Source organism: Rhodoferax sp. GW822-FHT04A08, from assembly GCF_058801025.1.
This window is the reverse complement of sequence record NZ_JBXAMW010000002.1, coordinates 280,563-301,035: the sequence shown is the minus strand read 5'-3', so window position 1 is coordinate 301,035 and position 20,473 is coordinate 280,563. Positions and strand designations below refer to the sequence as shown.

Genomic DNA, 20,473 nt, shown 5'->3' with positions numbered 1-20,473 from the left:
ACTGCACCCAATATAGTTCGCAGCGGGTTACATGCAAAGAACTTTCGTAGCTCAGATCCACAGCGTTCGCACATGCTGCAGGCCAACCGCGTCCATTCAAGACAATTCTGACTGGATGCGGATATCGCCGCTGAGCAGCTTGTGGATGGGGCACTTGTTGGCGATCTCCAGTAGCCGCTGCCGCTCTGCCTCAGTGATATCGCCATCGATGTGGATACGGCGCTGCATCTGGTAGAAGGGCCGCCCTTGTTCGTCCTTGCCTTCCACACGGTCCACCGTGACGCGCAGATCGGTCACCGCCATCTGGCGGCGGCGGACGTAGACCTCCAGCGTCAGGGTGGTGCAGGCCGCCAGTGCCGAATCCAAAAGATCGTGCGGGTCCGGCGCACGATCATCGGAGCCGGTGGCCTTGTCGACGTCCGCATTCCACACGTGGCGGCCGTTGCTCAGGGCGGTGAGTGCGCCGTTGGCACGGTGCAGTCGGGCTTCAATGGTCATGTCCGTTCCTCTTTCAAAAGTGGTTCCGCTTCAGGCAGTCTCTCCAAGCTTTCCGTCACGGAAGTCGCTCAGCGCCTGGTAGATCTCCTGCTGCGAGTTCATCACAAACGGACCGTATTGCACGATGGACTCCTTCAATGGCTTGCCGGCAATCAGGATCAGTTTGGCATCTGCACTGGCCTTGATCACCACGCCATCCGCCTGTGCCGTGTTGGCCAATATGGCCATGCGTTGCATGGGCACGGTGGTGTCACCGATGCTGACCTCCCCGCGGTACACATAGATGAAGGCATTGTGATCGGCCGGCAATGGCTGCTCAAACTGGCTGCCCTGGGGCATATGCAGGTCCAGGTACAGCGGCTGGGTGATGTCGCGTGTGACCGCGCCCTGTACGCCATGGCTGTGGCCGGCGATCACGGTGGCAGCCACGCCGTCATCGGTCACCAGCTTGGGCAGGTTGGCATCCTGGAAGTCGCGGTACCAAGGTGTGTTCATCTTCTCGCTGCTGTGCAGATTGAGCCAGAGCTGAAAGCCCTCCATCACGCCTTCTTCCTGCTGCGGAATCTCCGAGTGGATCACGCCCTTGCCGGCTGTCATCCACTGCACGCCGCCGTTCTGCAGCAAGCCTTCGTGTCCGGCGCTGTCACGGTGCAGCATGCGCCCGGCAATCATGTAGGTCACCGTCTCGAAGCCGCGGTGCGGGTGGTCAGGGAAGCCTGCAATGTAGTCGTCGGCCTTGTCGCTGCCAAAGGCGTCCAGCATCAGAAACGGGTCCAGACGGTGCTGCAGGTTTTGCGTGAGCACGCGGGTCAGCTTGACGCCTGCGCCGTCCGATGTGGCCTGGCCGGCGACCAGTCGCTCGACCGTGCGCGATTGGGTAACTGGGGTTGTTGAGGTGGATGCTGCGGTGTTCATACGATGGCCTTTCTTCAATAGATGAGCGGTTTAGATGAGGGCTGCTGTCAGTTGCTGCAACACGTCAGGGCCTTGCGGAACAATGCCGCTGGGATTGATGTGCTTGTGCGAGGCGTAGTAGTGGTAGCGGATGTGATCCAGATTCACCGTGCCTGCCACACCGGGCAGCCGGTAGATGCGCGCCATGTAGCGGTGCAGCGCCGGGTATTGCGCAATCAGCTTGCGGTTGCATTTGAAGTGCGTGTGGTACACCGCATCAAAGCGGATCAGCGTCGGAAACAGGCGCACATCGGCCTCGGTCAACACATTGCCCACCAGATAGTCCTGGCGCGACAGGATGTTCTCGGCGCGGTCCAACGCGGCGAACAGTTCGTTCACCGCACGTTCATGCGCCGACTGGCTGCGTGCAAAACCGCTGCGATAGACGCCGTTGTTGATGCTCGGGTAGGTCCAGGCGTTGACGGCATCGATCTCGCTGCGCAGGGCCTCCGGGTACAAATCGAGCCCGGCGTGCGTCGCAAACTCCCCGAACTCGGTATTGAGCATGCGGATGATTTCGGACGACTCGTTGTTGACGATGGTGCCCAGCCTCTTGTCCCACAACACCGGCACGGTGACGATGCCGTCATAACCGGGCTCAGCCTGGCGGTACACCTCTTGCAGGTAGCTCCTGCCTCCCACACGGTCACCGGTAGCGCCGGCAAAGTCGGTACCGAAGGACCAGCCACTGTCCGACAGAAACGGGTGGACCACGTCCACACTGATGGCGTCCTCCAGGCCCTTGAGGGCCCGCACGATCAACGTGCGGTGGGCCCAGGGGCAGGCCAGGGACACATACAGGTGGTAGCGGCCGCCTTCGGCCTGGTGCCGTCCCGCCTGGGCGGTGACGGCGCCATGGAATCCCGTGGGACGGCGCACAAAGGAGCCGTCATCTGCGATCTGTCGGGTCCAGGTGTTGCCGGTGGTTGCGGTGGATTCCATGGTGTGTGCTCCTTGATTGGATTGCTGCCTTATTGCTTGCGGGCGTCCAGGCTCCAGTCGCCAGCGCCATTGGCGGCCACGGCTAGCAAACCGCCCACGACTGCAATGTTCTTGAAGAACAGCAGTTGTGTCACAAAGGCCTGGTCGGCGGGTACGGCCCAGAAGGCGTGGAAGAAGAAGCTGGCGACCAGGGTGAATACAGCCAGCACCAGGGCGGCTGCACGCGTGCCGAATCCGGCCAGCAATGCCAGGCTGCCGAGGATTTCCACCGTCAGGGCCAAAGCGGCACCCAGGGTAGGCAAGGGCAAGCCAACGGAGGCGATGTAGCCGACGGTGCCGCCAAAGCCGGTGAGCTTGCCGATGCCGGCGGGCAGGAACAGGACGGCCAGCAGAACGCGGGCACCTAGGTTGAGGCTGTTTTGCAGGGACTTGGACATGGTGATTTCCTTTAGAAAGAGTGGTTGATGGGTGTACTGTATTGTTGTTGATTCATTTGCAGAAGTCGGATAAATGGGTAACATCGTTCCATACATGGAACAATTGAACCCTAACGATCTGTTGATCTACGCCCGCGTGGCCGATGCCGGGAGCTTCAGCAAGGCCGCCGAGCGGCTGGGCTTGCCCAAGTCCACGGTCTCGCGCCGCGTGTCCTTTCTGGAAGAGCAACTGGGCGAGCGGCTGATGGTGCGGTCCACCCGGCGCTCGTCGTTCACCGAGTTCGGTCTGCAGTTGCTCGAGCACGCCCGCCAGGTGGCCGCAGAAGTGGATGCCGTGGCCGCCTTGCGCGAGCATCGCCAGGTGCAGCCCACCGGACGCCTGCGCGTGTCCATGCCCAGCGAGGTGGCGGTGTACCTGCTGGAAGATATGCTGGCCGCCTTCTCGGCCATGCATCCGGGCGTTTCGCTGGAAATGGATTTGTCGCCGCGGCGCGTGGACTTGCTGGCCGAAGGGTTTGACATTGCCTTGCGCTTCGGTGTGCTGCAGGATGACGCCACGCTGGTGGCGCGCAAACTGGCCACGATGACCAATGGCCTGTATGCATCGCCTGCGTACCTGACCGAACATGGCACACCCCGCACTCCGCAGGATCTGGAAAAGCACAGGGGCCTGCTGCTCCTCAAGCGCAACAACGAGCCCCTGATCTGGACGCTGCAGAAGGATGACCAGCGCTGGGAGGGCGCGCCGCCCAGCTCCTTTGCCGCCAACTCGCCCGACATGCTGGTGCGCATGGCCACCCGGGGCTCTGGCATCGTCGCGGTGCCGGACCGGTTTGCCCAGGCCTTGGTCAAGCGTGGGAAGCTGCGCCGCGTTCTGTCTGCGTGGTGTCTGCCATCCGACGCAGCCTGGGCGGTTTTTGTGGGGCGTCGCCTCATGCCGGCCAAGACCCGCGCCTTCATTGAGATGCTGCAGGCGGCCTTGGGCGATGGCACTGGCGAAAGCAATTGAGCCGCGCGCGTGCAGGTCTTGTACGGGACAAGCACCTACCCTTTGGCAAACCAAGGCACGCTAGAATGCGGGCTCGCCTCTTGCGACCCATTGCAGATGGTGGCTGTTCTGGGTTCTTCTATTTTCCGATTGCCTGGCCGGCTCTTGTGCGAGATGCCGGGCAGTTTTCGCCACTGACTTAGCTGGAACATACATGCGTTATCTACCCCAATCCCTCGCTCTCGTTGGTTCCCTTGCAGCTGCCGGACTGGTTCAGGCTGCAGACATCAAGTTCGGTGTGGCCGAAGCCCTCTCCGGTGGCGCAGCGCAATACGGTGTTGCCATCCGCAACGGCTTCCAGCTCGCAGCGGATGAAATCAATGCCAAGGGTGGCGTCAATGGCGACAAGATCCAGCTCGTCATCGAAGACGAACAGGGCAAGAAGGAAGAAGCCATCAACGTGGTCAAGAAGCTGGTGTTCCAGGACAAGGTGCTGATGGTCTTCGGCCCCACACTGTCCAACTCCATGTTCGCGGGCGGCCCGGTGGCCAACGCTGCCAAGACCCCCATCTTCGGCACCTCGGTGACTGCCAACGGCATCACCGACATTGGCCCCTACGTGTTCCGCAATTCCGTGATGGAGTCCGACGTGCTGCCCGTCACCGTGGCAACCGCACAGAAGTTCTACAACCTCAAGAAGGTCGCCGTGATTTACGGCAATGACGATGCCTTCACCAAGAGCGGCTACGACGTGTTCAAGGGTGTGCTGGCCGAGCGCAACCTGCCTGTCACCACCACCGAGACCTATGTCAAGGGCGACGTGGACTTCAAGGCCCAGCTCACCAAGATCGCAGCTTCCGCGCCCGACGCCGTGGTCTGCTCCTGCTTGGCCGAAGAAGCTGCCAACATCATGATCCAGGCCCGCGGTCTGGGCATCAAGGCGCCTTTCATCGGCGGCAACGGATTCAACTCGCCCAAGCTGTTTGAAATCTCCCGCCTGGCTGGCGAAGGCACCTTTGTTGGAAGCCCCTGGTCCAACACCAACCCGGCTCCGGTGAACAAGGCCTTTGTGGCCGCCTACAACAAGAAGTACAACGCCGAGCCCAACCAGTTCGCTGCCCAGGCCTACGATGCGCTGAACATTGCCGCAGCTGCGCTCAAGGACGTCAAGCTGACGGGTGACCTGGCAGCGGACCGCGAAGCGCTCAAGAACGCCTTGCCCAAGACCACCATCAACGGCGCCACCGGCCCGTTCAAGTTCCGTCCTGCCAAGACCAAGGATGGCAAGCCGGGCGGCTGGGATGCCGACCAGAAGCCCTTCATCTATGTGGTGCGCAGCGGCAAGTTCACCTTGTTTGAAGGCAAATAAGACGGGCTTGTCTGTCCAAAGGTGAGGCATTTGGCCTTGCTGCTCCAGGGGGCCCTTACCGGGCCCCATTGACTTTCAAATCCCCATGCTTGAACAACAACTTCTGAACGCACTCACGCTAGGCAGCGTGTACGCCCTGTTCGCCCTGGGCTTCACGCTGGTTTTTGGTGTGCTGGCTGTCATCAACCTGTCGCACGGCGCACTGTTCATGGTGGGCAGCTATGTGGCGCTGGGCCTGGTCACCCGGTTTCAGTTGCCGCTCTGGCTGGCCATGCTGGGGGCCATGCTGGTCAGCGGCATCATCGGCATGCTGGTGGACGTGCTCATCCTCAAGCCCTTGCGCATGCGCAATGCGCCCCACTTGATCCCCATGATTGCCACCATCGGTGTGAGCATCATGCTCACCACGACGGCGCAGGGGCTGTTTGGTGCAGAGGCCCTGCGCTTTCCGGAAGAGACGCTGCCCGCTGGCGAGTTCGTCGTCGGCAATGTGCATGTGCGTGCGCTGGAAGTCGGCATTGTGCTGATCGCCTTCGTGCTCATGGCGGTGATGTTCTCCATCCTCAAGCGTACCCAGCTGGGCCGTGCGCTGCGGGCTATTTCCGAGTCACCCAAGGCGGCCTGGCTGCTGGGCATTCCGGTGGAGACGCTGTTTCACACGACTTCGTTTGTGGCGGCTGCGCTGGGCGGTATTGCCGGTGTGCTGATTGGTCTGGACTTCAATGCCATCACGCCGCAGATGGGCCAGCCCATGCTGCACAAGGGCATTGCGGTCATCATCCTGGGCGGCATGGGCGATATCCGTGGCGCGCTCATAGGCGGCCTGTTCCTTGGTTTTGCCGAGGTGATCAGCAAGGCCTACCTGTCAAGCCAGATGGGTGACGCGGTGGCCTTCGGCCTGCTGTTCCTGATCCTGCTGGTACGGCCCTCGGGGCTGTTCGGGCGTCAGCTGGAGAGGAAGGCATGATGACCTGGCTCAACGATTTCTGGTCCACCTACAGCACGCTGGTGTTCACCGTGGGTGTGCACGCCATGCTGGCCCTGTCCTTGTGGCTGACACTTTCCTGCGGTCTGCTTTCGCTGGCCAATGCGGCCTTCATGGGCATCGGTGCCTATACGGCCTCGCTGCTGACCTTGCAGGCAGGTTGGGATTTTCCTGCCGTGCTGCTGGCTGGTGGCCTGGCGCCCGCGCTGGTGGCACTGATCATCGGTGTGCCGGTGCTGCGCCTCTCAGGCGTGTACCTGGCCATGGCCACACTGGCCTTTGGTGAAGTGGTGCGCATCACCGTGCTCAACCTGGAGATCACCGGTGGGCCGGAAGGCCTCAACGGCATTCCCCAATCCACCGAAGGCTGGCACATCGTGGTGCTGCTGGGCCTGACCATTTACGGCCTGGCACGCCTGCGCCGCTCCAAGGTCGGCCGCGCCTTTGAAGCGATCAAGGAAGACGAAGTGGCCGCCCGCCTGATGGGCATCAATGTGGCGCGCTACAAGCTGCTGGCCTTCGTGCTGGGCGCTTTCATTGCCGGTGTGGGCGGTGCACTCAATGCCCACTTCACCTTCTTCATCAGCCCGCGCGAATACGGTTTCGAGACCGCTGTGGACTTCCTCACCATGACGGTGCTGGGCGGCACGTCCGGCTTGGTGGGGCCCATTCTGGGCGGCACCATTCTGACCCTGTTGCCCGAGCTGCTGCGCTTCCTGCACGACTTCCGTTCGCTGGTCAACGGCGCCGTTCTGGTGCTGGTGGTGCTGTTCCTGCCCAAGGGCATCTGGGAGCCACGCCGCGTACGCGCCTGGCTGAACCGCAACAAGTCCAGTCGCAATGAAGGAGGCCGGGCATGAGTGCCGGGTTGCTGTCCATCCGCAATGTCGGCAAGCACTTCGGTGGCTTGCATGTCTTGCATGATGTGAATTTCGAGGTGCCCGCAGGCACCATCTACGGTCTCATCGGACCCAATGGTGCCGGCAAGACCACGGTGTTCAACCTGGTGACTGGGCTGTTGCAGCCCAACAGCGGCAGCATCACCTTCCAGGGGGAAGACCTGGTCGGCCTGCCGTCGCATCGCATCACCCAACGCGGCATTGCGCGCACCTTCCAGAACATCCGCATCTTCAAGGAGATGGATCTGCTGGAGAACGTGATGGTGGGTCTGCACGACCATCTGGAGTACGGCACCTTCGGCATGCTGTTCAATACGCCGGGTTACCGGGCTGCGGAAAAGCGCGCCCGCGAGCGCGCGCTGGAACTCCTCACCTGGGTTGGTCTGGACCACAAGGCCGACACCCTGGCCGACAACCTGTCGTACGGCGACCAGCGCAAGCTGGAGTTTGCCCGTGCCCTGGCCACCGAACCCAAGCTGCTGCTGCTCGACGAACCGGTGGCCGGTATGAACCCTTCGGAAAAGACCATTCTGATGGAAGAGATCCGCAACATCCGCCAGCGCGGCTACGGTGTCTTCATGATCGAGCATGACATGCGCTTCGTGATGGGCTTGTGCGACCGCATTGCGGTGCTCAACTTCGGTCGCATCATCGCTGAAGGTACGCCCGACCAGATCCGCAACAACCCCGAAGTGATTGAAGCCTATCTGGGCAAGGAGGATGCAGCATGAGCGTGTGCCTGCGCGTGACGGATATGGCGGTTGCCTACGGCCATATCGAAGCGGTCAAAGGCATTTCGATGGAGCTGCAGCAGGGCGAGATCACGGCCCTGGTCGGTGCCAATGGTGCGGGTAAGAGCACCACCATGCTGGCCATCTCCGGCCTGCTGCGCCCCAAGCGTGGCACCGTGGAATTCGAGGGTGAGGACATTACCCGCCTCTCACCGGACCAGATCGTGCAGCGGGGTGTGGTGCAGGTGCCCGAAGGCCGCGCCATCCTCACCACCATGACGGTTCTGGAGAACCTGCAGCTGGGCGCCTACACCCGCAAAGACAAGGCCGGCATTGCCAGCACACTCGAGGAAGTTTTCCACCTGCTGCCGCGTCTCAAGGACCGCTCGGCCCAGTATGCCGGCAATCTATCCGGTGGCGAGCAGCAGATGCTGGCCATTGGCCGCGCCCTGATGGCCAAGCCCAAACTGCTGTTGCTGGATGAGCCTTCCATGGGGCTGGCCCCCATTCTGGTGCAGGAGATATTCCACACCCTGGTCAAAATCAACCAGGCGGGTCTGAGCCTGTTGCTGGTGGAGCAGAACGTGCGCCAGGCACTCAAGATCGCGCGCCACGGCTTTGTCATCGAGACCGGCAAGATCGTGCTGTCCGATACCGGTGCCAATCTGCTGGCTGACCCCAAGGTGGAAGAGGCCTACCTGGGCGGCTGATCGCCAGGGCTGTCCTGCACCATGCGGTCCGCCATCGAGCTGTTGCGCTCGTCCAGACGGCGTGCCAGCACTCCGGCAATGTTCTTGTAGATGACCGAGGCGATGCTGGCGTAGGCATCGATGCGTGCACGCTGGAAGCACAGCGTCACGCAGTCCACCTGCGCCAACACGGTGGCGGTGCGCAGGTCGTCCCGCACCAGCGCCATTTCACCAAAGCATTCGCCCACACCCAGTGAGGCCACGCGCACGGCACGCCCCTCGCGTTCCTTCACCACATCCACGGCACCCACGATCACCACGTAGAACGAACGGCCCAGGTCCTTCTCGCGGAACAGCACATCGCCCGCCCGGTAGTGCTGAACCTCGCCCAGCGCCAGGGCCGCCAGCAGGCCATCCTGCGGCAGATGGGCAAAGATAGCCACCCGGTCGGCGATCTTCTTGATGATCTGCTGGTCCAGGCGAATGGTGGGCGTGACGGCTTTGGGCGGAATCGGCTCTACGTAAACCTTGCGCGCGCCCACGTTCTCGGAGAGCAGGTTTGCAATTTCAGGGTCGACTCTTGTAGCCATGGCGGAACCGTGAAGGCCTCCAGACGGAAAGGAGAAGCCAGTCTAGCGCGAATCGGTGCTCAGATGCGGCACTGTGCCAATCCGGCGCCGTGCTGCATGACGAAGGTGCGAAATGCATCGTTCACCCCCGAGAGAAAAGAGTCGCGCCGGTGCAGCAGGCACCAGTCCAGCATCTTGGGCATGTCTTCCAGATGCAGCACGCACAGGCGTCCGGCCTCCAGCTCGATCTGGAAGGTGTGCGCCGAAAGGAAGCTGATGCCCATGCCGGCCATCACGGCCTGCTTGATGGTCTCGTTGCCCGACAGCTCCATGGACACCTTCACCTGCAGCGACTGCGCCTGCACCAGGTGCTCGAAGAACTGGCGTGTGGCCGAGTTGGGTTCGCGGAAGATGAAGGGCTCGTCCTTCAGCGCCTCCCAGGTGATTCGGCGCTTCTTTGCCAACGGGTGGTTGGCTGCGGCCACGATGCAATGCGGGTGCTGGGCAAAGGCCTCTGCTTCCAGGTCCGCCTCGGAGGGGGGATAGCCGGCAATGGCCACATCCAGCTGATGGTCCTGCAACATCCCCAGGATCGCGTCGCGCCGGTCCACCGTGAGCTTGAACTTGACGCCCGGCCACTCCTGGGCAAAGGCCATCAGCAGCTTGGGTGCAAAGTAATGCGCGGTGGGCACCACGCCCAGATGAAGAAAACCGCCCTTGGAGCCTTCGGTGGTGTGAAAGGCCGCCACCGCCTCTTCCGCAATCTGCACCTGGCTCAGGATGCGCCGCGACTGGCGCAGCATCTCTTCACCGGCCTGACTCAGGGTCACCTTCTTGCCCACCTTGACCAGCAGTTGCAGACCGAGGTCGGATTCGAGCTGCTGCACCTGCATGGAGACTGCCGGTTGCGTCACGTTCATCTGCTCGGCAGCGCGTGAATAGCTCAGGTGGGTAGCCACCGCTTCGAACAGGCGCAACTGCCGTAGCGTGAGGTTCTTGAGGTAGCTGTCACGCCCGGTGAAGGGCGTATCTGCGACGGGCGTTTTTTCCTTGCGGGAAATCCCTGAGGCTGCTGACTTTTTAGGGGCTTTGCTGGCGTGCTGTTTCATTGGTGTTTTCCCTTGGTTTCAATGCCTTCGCCAGACGCCTTCGTGACAGTGCGGACCGGGCTTCCTGTGGACGTTTGCGGGCATGCTGAATGTATCAGTGTTGCTTATGCATTTCATAAAAATATATGCATTGCGGCTATGGATGAGGCCACCTACATTCACCCTCAATTCGTAGCCACTGCATAGACATGACCCAAACCCCTGCCCCCAAGCCTTTCCCGAAATGGAATCCGGAACATGCTGCCTCTCTCGACGCGCCCGGCCTGCTGCTGTACCGCTCCAACCTGCTGGGCTCCGACCTGCGCATCACCAACTATGGCGGCGGCAACACCTCTGCCAAGATCACCCAGACCGACCCCCTGACCGGCCAGCCCGTGCAGGTGTTGTGGGTCAAGGGTTCGGGGGGCGACGTGGGCTCCATGAAGCTGGATGGCTTCTCCACACTCTATCTGGACAAGCTGCAGGCGCTGCAAGGCATCTACCGCGGCCCCGCACACGAAGATGAAATGGTGGCCTATCTGCCGCATTGCACCTTCAACCTGAACCCGCGCGCCGCCAGCATCGACACACCGTTGCATGCCTACCTGCCGTTTGCGCACGTGGACCACATGCACCCGGACTCGGTGATCGCGATTGCCGCCATGGCCAACAGCGAAGCGCTGACGCAGAAGATATTCAACGGCACCGTGGGCTGGTTGCCCTGGCGCAAACCCGGCTTCGAGCTGGGTCTGATGCTGCAGCGCTACCAGGCCGCGCACCCCGACCAACGCGGACTGGTGCTGGCCGGTCATGGCCTGTTCACCTGGGGTGCAGATTCCAAATCCTGCTATGAAAACACGGTCGGTGTGATCGAGCATGCACAGAACTGGCTGGCCGAGGAACGCGTGGCGCGCAAGGCGGTGAGCTTTGGCGGTGAGGCGCGCAAGTCGCTGGGCACCGCAGAGCAGGACGCCACTTTGGCCCGCCTCCTGCCGGTGTTGCGCGGTCTGACGTCCAAGTCCGGCCACAAGCTGCTGCATGTAGACCGCCAGAACACCGTGATGGAATTCGTCAACAGCCGTGACCTGGTGCCGCTGGCCGCGCTGGGTACGTCCTGCCCGGACCATTTCCTGCGTACCAAGATCCGACCCATGATCGTGGAAGAGTCGGTCTACACCCTGGAAGGCAAGGCGTTGGCCGAAGCGCTGGAAGCCAAGCTGGTGGCTTACCGCGCCGATTACGCGGCCTACTACGAGCGTTGCAAGCGCGCCGACAGCCCGGCCATCCGCGATGCCAACCCGGTCATCATCCTGTTGCCCGGCATCGGCATGGTCTCCATTGCCAAGGACAAGGCCACCGCCCGCATTGCCGGCGAGTTCTATGTGAATGCCATCAACGTGATGCGCGACGCCAACGCGGTGGACACCTATGTGGGCCTGCCGGAGCAGGAAGCGTTTGACATCGAATACTGGCTGCTCGAAGAAGCCAAGCTGCAACGCATGCCCAAGGCCAAGCCGCTGGTGGGCAAGGTCTCGCTGGTGACCGGTGGAGCCGGCGGCATTGGCCGCGCCATCGTAGAGCGCCAGCTGCAGGAAGGCGCTTGCGCCGTGCTGCTGGACATCGATGCCGCAGCGCTGGAAACCACCGTAGCCGAGCTGTCCAAGAAGTTCGGCAAGGACGTGGTGCGTGGCGTGGTGTGCGATGTCACCAGCGAAGAGTCGGTCATGGCAGCTTATGCCCGCGCCACGCTGGAATTTGGCGGTGTGGACATCCTGGTGTCCAACGCCGGTATCGCCTCAGCCTCGCCGCTGGAGGACACCACGCTGGCTTTGTGGAACCGCAACCAGAGCATCCTGGCCACCGGCTACTTCCTGGTGGGGCGCGAAGCTTTCCGTCTGATGAAGGCGCAGGGCGTGGGCGGCTCCATGGTGTTCATCGCCAGCAAGAACGGCATGGTGGCCAGCAACCAGGCCGTGGCCTACTGCGCTGCCAAGGCCGCCGAAATCCAGCTCTCGCGCAGCTTTGCGCTCGAAGGCGCACCACTGGGCATACGCTGCAACGTGGTCAACCCCGATGCCGTCATCCGCGGCAGCAAGATCTGGACCGGCAGCTGGAGCCAAGAGCGCGCCGCTGCCAACAAGGTTGATGAGCAGGACCTGGAAGCCTTCTACCGTGACCGCTCCATGCTCAAGCGCAGCGTGTTTCCCGAAGACATTGCCGAGGCCACCTATTTCTTCTGCGCCGAACATCTGAGTGCCAAGAGCACCGGCAACATCCTCAACGTGGATGCCGGTAACCTCGCGGCTTTCACGCGCTAACTTTTCACCGCTTTCAAGGACTGCCATGCCCATACTTTCCACCAGCCAGATCCAGGAGCACAACGCCACGGTGAAGCGCCATGCGGATACCGATTACGAGTACCTGGGCGAGCAACTGGCGCGCCGCAACATCGACATCGACACCATCAAGCAACAGGTGGCCCAATTCGGTGTGGCTATTCCCAGCTGGGGCGTGGGCACCGGCGGTACCCGCTTTGCGCGCTTTCCCGGACAGGGTGAACCGCGCCATGTGTTTGACAAGCTGCAGGACTGCGGCGTGATCCAGCAGCTCGCGCGCGCCACACCCACCGTGTCACTGCATATCCCATGGGACAAGTGCAGTGACTGGAACGAGCTGCGCCAGACGGCCAGCGGCTACGGCCTAGCGTTTGATGCGATGAACTCCAACACCTTCTCCGACCAAAAAGGCCAGGCGCACAGCTACAAGTTCGGCAGCCTCACCCATGCGGACGCTGCCACCCGCGCACAGGCGGTGGAGCACAACATCGAGTGCATCGAGATCGGTAAGGCGCTGGGCAGCAAGGCGTTGACCGTGTGGATTGGAGACGGCAGCAACTTCCCCGGCCAGCAGCACTTCCGCCGCGCCTTTGATCGGTATCTGGAAAGCGCTCGCCAGATCTATGCGGAGTTGCCCGGCGACTGGCGCATGTTCCTGGAACACAAGATTTGCGAGCCGGCCTTTTACAGCACCGTGATCCAGGACTGGGGCAGCAGCTTCATGGCGGCCAGCGCTCTGGGTGACAAGGCCCAGTGCCTGGTGGACCTGGGCCACCATGCGCCCAACGTCAACATCGAGATGATCGTGGCCAGGCTGATTGCCGCGCGCAAGCTGGCGGGCTTTCACTTCAACGACAGCAAGTACGGCGACGACGATCTGGATGCCGGCAGCGTGGCGCCGTATCGTCTGTTCCTGGTGTTCAACGAACTGGTGTCTGCTGCGCACGAGAAAGTGGCCGGCTTCAACCCCGCCTACATGCTGGACCAGAGCCACAACGTCACCGACCCCATCGAGAGCCTGATGACCAGCGCCGCCCAGGTTCAGCGCAGCTATGCGCAGGCCCTGGTCGTGGACCGCGCCGCTCTGGACGCCGCGCAGCAAGCCAACGATGCGCTGCTGGCCACGCAGGCGCTCAAGCGCGGCTTCGAGACCGACGTCACCCCCATCCTGCAGCGCGTGCGCCTGGAAGCCGGCGGTGCGATTGACCCGGTAGGCGCTTACCGCGCCAGCGGCTATCGCCAGCAGGTTGCCAAGGACCGTCCGGCGGTGGCAGGTGGCAGTGGCGGCATTGTTTGAAGGTGCATGCAAAGGGCATGCACCGCTCCCCATCGAGTCCTGCGTTGGTGCGTCAAGCACCTGCGGGCATCGAGACCGGCCTTCGGGTCTTTTTTCAGTAACTACATCCAGGAGACATAAATGAAGAAACAATTGAAGACCTTGCTGGCCGTTGCCTTGAGCGCAGTGTTGGTCAGCCCTGTCATGGCAGCCGACAAGATTGCGCTCGTCGTCAAGAGCCTGGGTAATGGCTTCTTCGACGCGGCCAACCAGGGTGCGCAGGAAGCCGCCAAGGAACTCAAGAACGTGGAAGTGATCTACACCGGCCCGGCCAAGGCCACCGCCGAAGGCCAGATCGAAATCGTCAACTCGCTGATTGCCCAGAAGGTCTCGGCCATCGTCATCTCCGCCAACGACCCGGATGCGCTGGCGCCTTCGCTCAAGCGCGCCATGGACCGCGGCATCAAGGTCATCTCCTTTGACTCCGGCGTGCGAAAGGACGGCCGCATGATGCACCTCAACCCCTCCAGCAATCCGCTGATCGGCGAAAAGCTGGTGAAGATGACGCAGCAGGCCATTGGTGACAACGGCGAGATCGCCATCTTGTCGGCCACTGCACAAGCCACCAACCAGAACATCTGGATCGAGGAAGCCAAGAAGGTGCTGGCCCAGCCCGCCTACAAGGGCCTGAAGCTGGTCAGCGTGGTCTACGGTGACGACCAGACCGACAAGAGCTACCGCGAAGCCCAGGGCCTGTTCAAGAGCTATCCCAACCTGAAGGCCATCATTGCCCCCACCACCGTGGGTGTGGCTGCAGCGGCCAAGGCTGTGCAGGACGAGAAGAAGGTTGGCAGCATCTATGTGACCGGCCTGGGTCTGCCCTCTGAAATGGCGGGCCATGTGAAGAGCGGCGCGGTGAAGTCCTTTGCGATCTGGAATCCCATCGACCTGGGTTACTCTTCCATCATGGCGGCCAGCCAGTTCATCTCCGGCAAGGTCACTGGCAAGGCAGGCGACAAGGTGTCGCTGGGTCGCGTCGGTACCGTGACGCTGGATGCCAATGGCGAGGCTGCGATGGCTGAGCCCTTTACCTATGACGCCTCCAACGTGGAGAAGTTTGCCAAGTTCTTCTGACACGTCTGGTTTGCTTTGTTGGTGGTGGACACAGGCCGGCGTGGCACTCAGCGCCGTCCGTGTCCCCCGGACTGGGCGGGGCCCAGTCCTCCTCCTTTACCTACCGGCGCTGAGCGCTACGCCGTCCTGTGTCAGCCAGTGCGGTTGGAGCGCTAAGGTCATTTGATCGTTGCGCACCCAACGTGGCGAGCACCAACGCTGGCAGCGGCGTACCCCAATCCATGCGAGCATGACGGCAATTTTTTGGAAACCGAGAATCCTTTGATGTCCGATGAAGTGTTGCTAGCCCTAAGCGGCGTCCACAAAAGCTACGGTGCAACCCGTGCCTTGCGTGGCGTGGACCTCACGCTGCATGCCGGCGAGGTACTGGCCCTGGTCGGGGAAAACGGCGCAGGCAAATCCACGCTGGTGAAGATGCTCACCGGCGTGATCCCCATGGACGAGGGTGCCATCACCCTCCAGGGCGTGCCGCAGCGCTTTGCCAACGCACAGGCCACGCAGGCCGCTGGCATCCTGGCTGTGCACCAGGAAACGGTGATGTTCGAAGAACTCAGTGTGGCCGAAAATATTTTTGTGGGCCGCCACCTCATGCGTGGCCCCTTTATCGACTGGGCTGCCATGAACGTGCAGGCCCAGGCCGTGCTGGATGACATCGGTGCGCGCTTCACCGCCACCACCCTGGTCAAGGACCTGAGCCTGGCCGAACGGCATCTGGTGGAAATTGCGCGGGCGCTGTCGCAAAAGGCGCTGGTGGTGATTCTGGATGAGCCCACAGCGGCCCTGTCGCAGGCCGAGATACGTGACTTCTACGGCATTGTGCGCAAGCTGCGCGACCAGGGCGTTGGCATCATCTTCATTACCCACAAGTTCGATGAAATCTTTGCCGTGGCTGACCGCTACCTGGTGCTGCGCGATGGCGCTGCCGTAGGCAGCGGTCGCATTGCCGATGCCACCGAACAGGAGCTGGTGCGCCTCATGGCCGGACGTGCCATCGACCAGATCTACCCACACATCGACTCGGTGCCGGGAGGCGAGGTGCTGTCGGTGAAAAACCTGTCGCACCCCACCGAGTTCCGCGACATTCACTTCAACCTGCGCCGCGGGGAGATCCTGGGCTTCTACGGACTGGTGGGTGCCGGGCGCAGCGAAGCCATGCTGGCGCTCATGGGACTGAACCCGGCCGCCCGTGGCGACTTTGAAGTGTTGGGCCGCAAGCTGGATGCGCGCCGCCCCGGTGACGCCATTGCCGCTGGCATTGCCTATGTGCCGGAGGAGCGCCAGCGCCAGGGTGGCATATTGAGCTTTTCGGTGCAGGACAACATCAGCCTGGCGGGTCTGGCGCGCTTTGCTACCGGGCCCTGGTTGTCGGCCCTCAAGGAGTCGGCCCTGTGCCAGCGCATGACCGAGCGTCTGCGCATCAAGACTGCTTCGCCGCACACCCTGCTTTCCGGCCTGTCCGGTGGCAACCAGCAGAAGGTGGTGATTGCCAAGTGGCTGGGGCTGGACCCCAAGATCGTGATCCTGGACGAGCCCACCAAGGGCATTGATGTGGGCGCGAAGCAGGCGGTGTACCACCTGATCGCAGAGATGGTGAAAGAGGGGTTGTCCGTGATTCTGGTGTCTTCCGAATTGCCCGAGGTGATGAACCTGGCGCACCGCGTGATCGTCATGCGCCACGGGCTGCAAGTGGCCGAGTTTGCCCGCGGGGACATGCATGCCGAGGCCATCGTGGCAGCGGCGTCCGGGCTGGACGGCAGCAGTGCGCAGGCTGCGCACCATGCCCTGGAGGCCGTGGCATGAAGAACCTGTTCAACATCCGTCGTGAGTGGCTGCTAGTGGCCATCATTGCCGTCATCACGCTGGTGGTGGGCGCGCGTGCGCCGGTCTTCCTGACGCTGCGCAATGGCATGGACATTGCCAACGATTCGGCCATCCTGGCTATTCTGGTCATGGGCCAGATGATGGTGCTGCTGACCCGTGGCATCGACCTCTCGGTGGCCTCCAACCTTGCGCTGACCGGCATGGTGTGCGCGCTGCTGGGCCGCAGCTTTCCGCAGGTGTCCATCGTGCTGCTGATGCTGGTGGCGCTGGGCGTGGGCGCGCTGCTGGGTGCGGTCAACGGCTGGTTGATCACCGGCTTCAACCTGCCGCCCATCGTGGTGACCCTGGGCACGCTGTCGGCCTATCGCGGTGCCATCTTTGTCGCGGCCAAGGGCGCCTGGATTTCGGACCAGGACATCCACGAGGGCATCAAAGGTCTGCCGCGCGAAGTCTGGCTGGGGCTGCCTGCGCTGGTGTGGTTTGCGCTCATTGTGCTGGCGCTCTCGGCGGTCTTTCTCAAGCTGCGCAAGGAAGGACGCGAGATCTATGCGCTGGGCGGCAACCCGCACGCGGCCACCTACATCGGCATCTCGGTGCCGCGCCGCCTGCGCATGGTCTACACGCTCTCGGGCATGCTGGCCGGTCTGGCCGGACTGCTGTGGGTGGGGCGCTATTCGATTGCCTATACCGAGCTGGCCGCTGGCTATGAGCTGACGGTGGTGGCTGCCTGCGTGATTGGCGGTGTGAGCATAGGCGGCGGCGTGGGCACGGTGCTGGGGGCTGCGCTGGGTGTGCTGTTCATCGGGGTGGTCAACGGTGCCTTGCCGGTGATCCAGGTGTCACCCTTCTGGCAGCAGGCCATCTCGGGTGCGGTGATTTTGATTTCGGTGGCCGTGAATGCGCGCTCGGAGCGCCGCGCCGGCCGGCAGATTCTGGAACGTCAGGGAGCAGCGGCATGAAGGCCTGGAATACATGGGAGCGCGTGCTGCTGGCATTGCTGGTGGTTCTGCTGGCGGTGTTTGGTGCCACGCAGACCGGTTTCATGAGTGTGGACACCCTGGCCGACAGTACCTTCAACTTCAGCGAGAAAGGCCTGCTCGCCTTGGCCATTGCGCTGCTGATCGTCTGCGGTGAGATCGACCTGTCGATTGCCGCCATCCTGGCCCTGTCTTCGCTTGCCATGGGTTACAGCATGCGCGCTGGTCTGGGCCCCTGGGGTATTGCGGCTGCGGCCTTGCTCACCGGTGTGGTGGCGGGCGCCTTCAATGGTCTGCTGGTGACGCGCTACAAGCTGCCCTCCATCGTGGTCACCATCGGCACGCTGTCGCTCTACCGCGGTCTTGCATTGGTGGCCTTGGGCGACCAGTCCATCTCGGGCTATCCGGAAGTGTTCTCCACGCTGGGCAATGCCTATCTGGGCGAGGTCATCGGCGTGCGCTGGCTGGTGGTACCCATCGAGTTCGTGCTGCTGTGCGTGGCTGCACTTGCTGTCGGGCTGGTGCTGCACCGGACCATCATGGGCCGGCGTATCTACGCGATTGGCGCCAATCCGGTGGCTGCGCGCTTCTCGGGCATTGAGGCGGATCGCTACCGCTTCCTGCTGTTTGTGTTTGCTGGCCTGATGGCTGCCATTGCGGCCATTCTGCTCACCGGGCGCATTGGCAGCACGCGCCCCAACATTGCCATGGGCTGGGAGCTGGATGCCATCACCATGGTGATCCTGGGCGGCGTGGCTATCGAAGGCGGGCGCGGCAGCATCGTGGGCACCATGCTTGCGGTGCTGTTGCTGGGTCTGTTCACCTTTGGCATGGGCATGGCCAATGTGACCGGCATCGTCATGTCCATGGTGATCGGCGTGCTGCTGATCGTGTCCATGGTGCTGCCCCGCCTGCTCAAACGCAATGGAAGAAAGGGAGCCCACGCATGAGTACCGAAAAGATTGGCTTTCGCATGTTCCTGCATCCCGGTCAAGCCGAGGAATACAAACGCCGTCACGATGCCATCTGGCCCGAGCTCAGCGCCTTGCTCACGACCAGCGGCGTGAGCGACTACAGCATCTACCTGGACGAAGAGCACCACGTGCTGTTTGCCACCCTGAGGCGCACTGCCAACCATGGCATGGATGCGCTGCCCGCACACCCGGTGATGCAACGTTGGTGGGCCTATATGGGTGACATCATGCGCGCCAACCCCGACGGATCACCCGTGGTGGAGCCGCTGCCCTGCATGTTCCACATGGACTGAACAACCATGGGTGCAACTGCAGCGGATCTGACGCTGGTCATCGACATCGGCAAGAGCAACGCCAAGCTGCTGTTGCTGGACAAGCAGGGCACGGTGGTGGAGCGCCACAGCCGCGCCAATGCCAGCGTGCAAAGCGCGCTGGGCTATCCGGCGCTGGATGTGCACGGTCTGGCGCAATGGATGCAGCAGACCATGGCGGCGTCCCCCCATGCGCAGCGCTGCGGCCATGTGATCACCTCCACCCATGGCGCCGCCTTGGTGGCGCTCGACGACAAGGGCCTGGCCTGGGAGCCGCTGGACTATGAATACGAAGCGGTGGCGCAGGACAGCGCATTGCAACAGGCGTTTGCCGATGGCAGCACCTTTGCCGAGACGCTCTCGCCCGAACTTCCCGCCGGGCTCAATGCCGCACGCCAGCTTGGCTGGATGCAGAACAACCATCCCGAAGCCTGGCAACGCACCCGCTGCCTGATGCCCTATGCCCAGTACTGGGCCTGGCTGCTCAGCGGCGTGGCCTGCAGCGAAGTGTCTTCGCTGGGTTGCCACACCCATCTGTGGAATCCGAACACCGCCAGCTATTCCCGGCTGGCACAGGAGCGGGGCTGGGCTGCGTTGTTTGCGCCGCTGCGCAGTGCCTGGGAGGTACTGGGCCCGGTACGCCCCGAGGTGGCGAAACAATGGGGCTTGCCTGCCACGGTACAGGTCCATGTGGGTGTGCACGACAGCAATGCCTGTCTGGCGCGCTATCTGCCACGTACTGCCGCAGCAGACGCTGGGCCGCAATCCTTGACCCTGGTGTCGTCCGGCACCTGGACCGTGTTGATGGCGCCCGGCGCATCCGCCCACGATCTGACGGCTGAAAAGGATATGCTGGCCAATGTGGATGTCACGGGGCGCATGACACCGACAGCCCGCTTCATGGGCGGGCGCGAGTTTGCTGTGTTGCTCGATGGCGCCAGTCCGGATGCCGCCTCCTGGGAGGCCGTGCAGTCCCTGATCGATGCGCAGGTGATGGCACTGCCGGCATTTGCAGCGCAGGGCGGCCCCTTTGCAGGGCGCGCAGGTTCGGTGGTACGTGGTGCACAGGCCGTGCCTCTGCCAACGGGGACTGTGCTGACAGAAGTGCAACGTGCTGCACTGGCGGCACTGTATTGCGCCCAGATGACGTGTTGGTTGATCCATGCCCTGTGGGGCACCAACCTGAGTGCGCACCGGGTGGTTGTGGAAGGCCCGCTGGCGCATAACTACGTCTACCTGGGAGCGTTGCAGGCGCTGTTGCCCGGCGCCAACTGCTTCGCCAGCGTGGACACTGTGGAAGGTACGGCCAGAGGCGCCTGGTGTCTGGCGCAGGACGCACGCGCGGCACAGTCCGGCTTGCTGGAGCCTGTGTCCGTTGCACATGTGCGCGGGCTGGGCACCTACCACGGTAACTGGTTGGCCCGGCTGTAGACCGGCGCTCAAGTGCATTCGCACTTGCATCTGCTCTTTCAAGGGTGCTTAAGCGAGACTTAAG

General features: G+C 62.6%; 20 protein-coding genes. 14 read left to right on the top strand and 6 right to left on the bottom strand.

What is annotated here, in order from left to right; all coding sequences use genetic code 11:
* Positions 1–96: 96 nt before the first annotated feature.
* The 4 genes from AC1RMF_RS05890 to AC1RMF_RS05875 are packed head-to-tail and all read right to left on the bottom strand — an operon-like array spanning position 97 to position 2,915.
* Complete coding sequence (locus AC1RMF_RS05890; RefSeq protein ID WP_493140380.1) at positions 97–498, bottom strand: OsmC family protein; 402 nt, start codon at positions 496–498, stop codon at positions 97–99.
* A 30-nt stretch (positions 499–528) separates the two neighbouring features.
* Positions 529–1,413 carry a pirin family protein gene (locus tag AC1RMF_RS05885; RefSeq protein WP_493140378.1) on the bottom strand — a complete coding sequence of 295 codons (885 nt, stop codon included), beginning with the start codon at positions 1,411–1,413 and terminating at the stop codon, positions 529–531.
* 30 nt (positions 1,414–1,443) lie between these two features.
* The gene (locus tag AC1RMF_RS05880) at positions 1,444–2,394 is read right to left on the bottom strand and encodes a glutathione S-transferase family protein (RefSeq protein ID WP_493140376.1); all 951 of its coding nucleotides are present in this window, start codon (positions 2,392–2,394) and stop codon (positions 1,444–1,446) included.
* Between the two features lie 29 nt (positions 2,395–2,423).
* Positions 2,424–2,915, bottom strand: coding sequence for a DoxX family protein (locus AC1RMF_RS05875; protein ID WP_493140374.1), 492 nt, complete (start codon positions 2,913–2,915; stop codon positions 2,424–2,426).
* Positions 2,916–2,925: 10 nt separating this feature from the next.
* Between AC1RMF_RS05875 and AC1RMF_RS05870 the strand changes: the two genes are divergently transcribed.
* From AC1RMF_RS05870 to AC1RMF_RS05845, 6 genes are all read left to right on the top strand, one after another.
* Entirely contained in the window at positions 2,926–3,840 is a 915-nt protein-coding gene (locus AC1RMF_RS05870) for a LysR family transcriptional regulator (protein WP_493140372.1), read from the top strand.
* 193 nt (positions 3,841–4,033) lie between these two features.
* Positions 4,034–5,188, top strand: coding sequence for an ABC transporter substrate-binding protein (locus tag AC1RMF_RS05865; protein WP_493140370.1), 1,155 nt, complete (start codon positions 4,034–4,036; stop codon positions 5,186–5,188).
* Positions 5,189–5,273: 85 nt separating this feature from the next.
* Complete coding sequence (locus tag AC1RMF_RS05860; RefSeq protein ID WP_342616150.1) at positions 5,274–6,155, top strand: branched-chain amino acid ABC transporter permease; 882 nt, start codon at positions 5,274–5,276, stop codon at positions 6,153–6,155.
* Entirely contained in the window at positions 6,155–7,033 is an 879-nt protein-coding gene (locus AC1RMF_RS05855; protein WP_342621087.1) for a branched-chain amino acid ABC transporter permease, read from the top strand. The genes AC1RMF_RS05860 and AC1RMF_RS05855 overlap by 1 nt, the downstream gene beginning before the upstream one ends.
* Positions 7,030–7,803, top strand: coding sequence for an ABC transporter ATP-binding protein (locus AC1RMF_RS05850; RefSeq protein ID WP_493140368.1), 774 nt, complete (start codon positions 7,030–7,032; stop codon positions 7,801–7,803). The genes AC1RMF_RS05855 and AC1RMF_RS05850 overlap by 4 nt, the downstream gene beginning before the upstream one ends.
* A complete protein-coding gene (locus tag AC1RMF_RS05845; protein ID WP_493140366.1) occupies positions 7,800–8,513 on the top strand; it encodes an ABC transporter ATP-binding protein in 714 nt (237 codons plus the stop codon). Before AC1RMF_RS05850 ends, AC1RMF_RS05845 begins: the two co-directional genes overlap by 4 nt.
* Here AC1RMF_RS05845 and AC1RMF_RS05840 read toward each other — a convergent pair.
* The gene (locus AC1RMF_RS05840; RefSeq protein WP_342616152.1) at positions 8,498–9,082 is read right to left on the bottom strand and encodes a cyclic nucleotide-binding domain-containing protein; all 585 of its coding nucleotides are present in this window, start codon (positions 9,080–9,082) and stop codon (positions 8,498–8,500) included. The two genes, AC1RMF_RS05845 and AC1RMF_RS05840, sit on opposite strands and share 16 nt — an antisense overlap.
* 59 nt (positions 9,083–9,141) lie before the next feature.
* Positions 9,142–10,170 (bottom strand): LysR family transcriptional regulator, encoded by a 1,029-nt coding sequence (locus AC1RMF_RS05835; protein ID WP_342616153.1) that lies wholly within the window; start codon positions 10,168–10,170, stop codon positions 9,142–9,144.
* Between the two features lie 188 nt (positions 10,171–10,358).
* Here AC1RMF_RS05835 and AC1RMF_RS05830 point away from each other — a divergent pair, with 188 nt between their 5' ends.
* From AC1RMF_RS05830 to AC1RMF_RS05795, 8 genes are all read left to right on the top strand, one after another.
* Positions 10,359–12,467 (top strand): bifunctional rhamnulose-1-phosphate aldolase/short-chain dehydrogenase, encoded by a 2,109-nt coding sequence (locus tag AC1RMF_RS05830; RefSeq protein WP_493140364.1) that lies wholly within the window; start codon positions 10,359–10,361, stop codon positions 12,465–12,467.
* A gap of 25 nt (positions 12,468–12,492) precedes the next feature.
* Positions 12,493–13,782, top strand: coding sequence for an L-rhamnose catabolism isomerase (rhaI, locus tag AC1RMF_RS05825; protein ID WP_493140362.1), 1,290 nt, complete (start codon positions 12,493–12,495; stop codon positions 13,780–13,782).
* A 120-nt stretch (positions 13,783–13,902) separates the two neighbouring features.
* On the top strand, positions 13,903–14,895 hold the full coding sequence (rhaS, locus tag AC1RMF_RS05820) for a rhamnose ABC transporter substrate-binding protein (protein WP_493140360.1): 993 nt from the start codon (positions 13,903–13,905) through the stop codon (positions 14,893–14,895).
* A gap of 264 nt (positions 14,896–15,159) precedes the next feature.
* Positions 15,160–16,695 carry a sugar ABC transporter ATP-binding protein gene (locus AC1RMF_RS05815; RefSeq protein WP_493140358.1) on the top strand — a complete coding sequence of 512 codons (1,536 nt, stop codon included), beginning with the start codon at positions 15,160–15,162 and terminating at the stop codon, positions 16,693–16,695.
* Positions 16,692–17,675 (top strand): ABC transporter permease, encoded by a 984-nt coding sequence (locus AC1RMF_RS05810; RefSeq protein ID WP_493140356.1) that lies wholly within the window; start codon positions 16,692–16,694, stop codon positions 17,673–17,675. Before AC1RMF_RS05815 ends, AC1RMF_RS05810 begins: the two co-directional genes overlap by 4 nt.
* Positions 17,672–18,643, top strand: a complete 972-nt coding sequence (locus AC1RMF_RS05805; protein WP_493140354.1) for an ABC transporter permease — start codon at positions 17,672–17,674, stop codon at positions 18,641–18,643. The genes AC1RMF_RS05810 and AC1RMF_RS05805 overlap by 4 nt, the downstream gene beginning before the upstream one ends.
* Positions 18,640–18,960 carry an L-rhamnose mutarotase gene (locus AC1RMF_RS05800; protein WP_493140352.1) on the top strand — a complete coding sequence of 107 codons (321 nt, stop codon included), beginning with the start codon at positions 18,640–18,642 and terminating at the stop codon, positions 18,958–18,960. Before AC1RMF_RS05805 ends, AC1RMF_RS05800 begins: the two co-directional genes overlap by 4 nt.
* A 6-nt stretch (positions 18,961–18,966) precedes the next feature.
* Complete coding sequence (locus AC1RMF_RS05795; protein WP_493140350.1) at positions 18,967–20,409, top strand: FGGY-family carbohydrate kinase; 1,443 nt, start codon at positions 18,967–18,969, stop codon at positions 20,407–20,409.
* Positions 20,410–20,473: the final 64 nt, after the last annotated feature.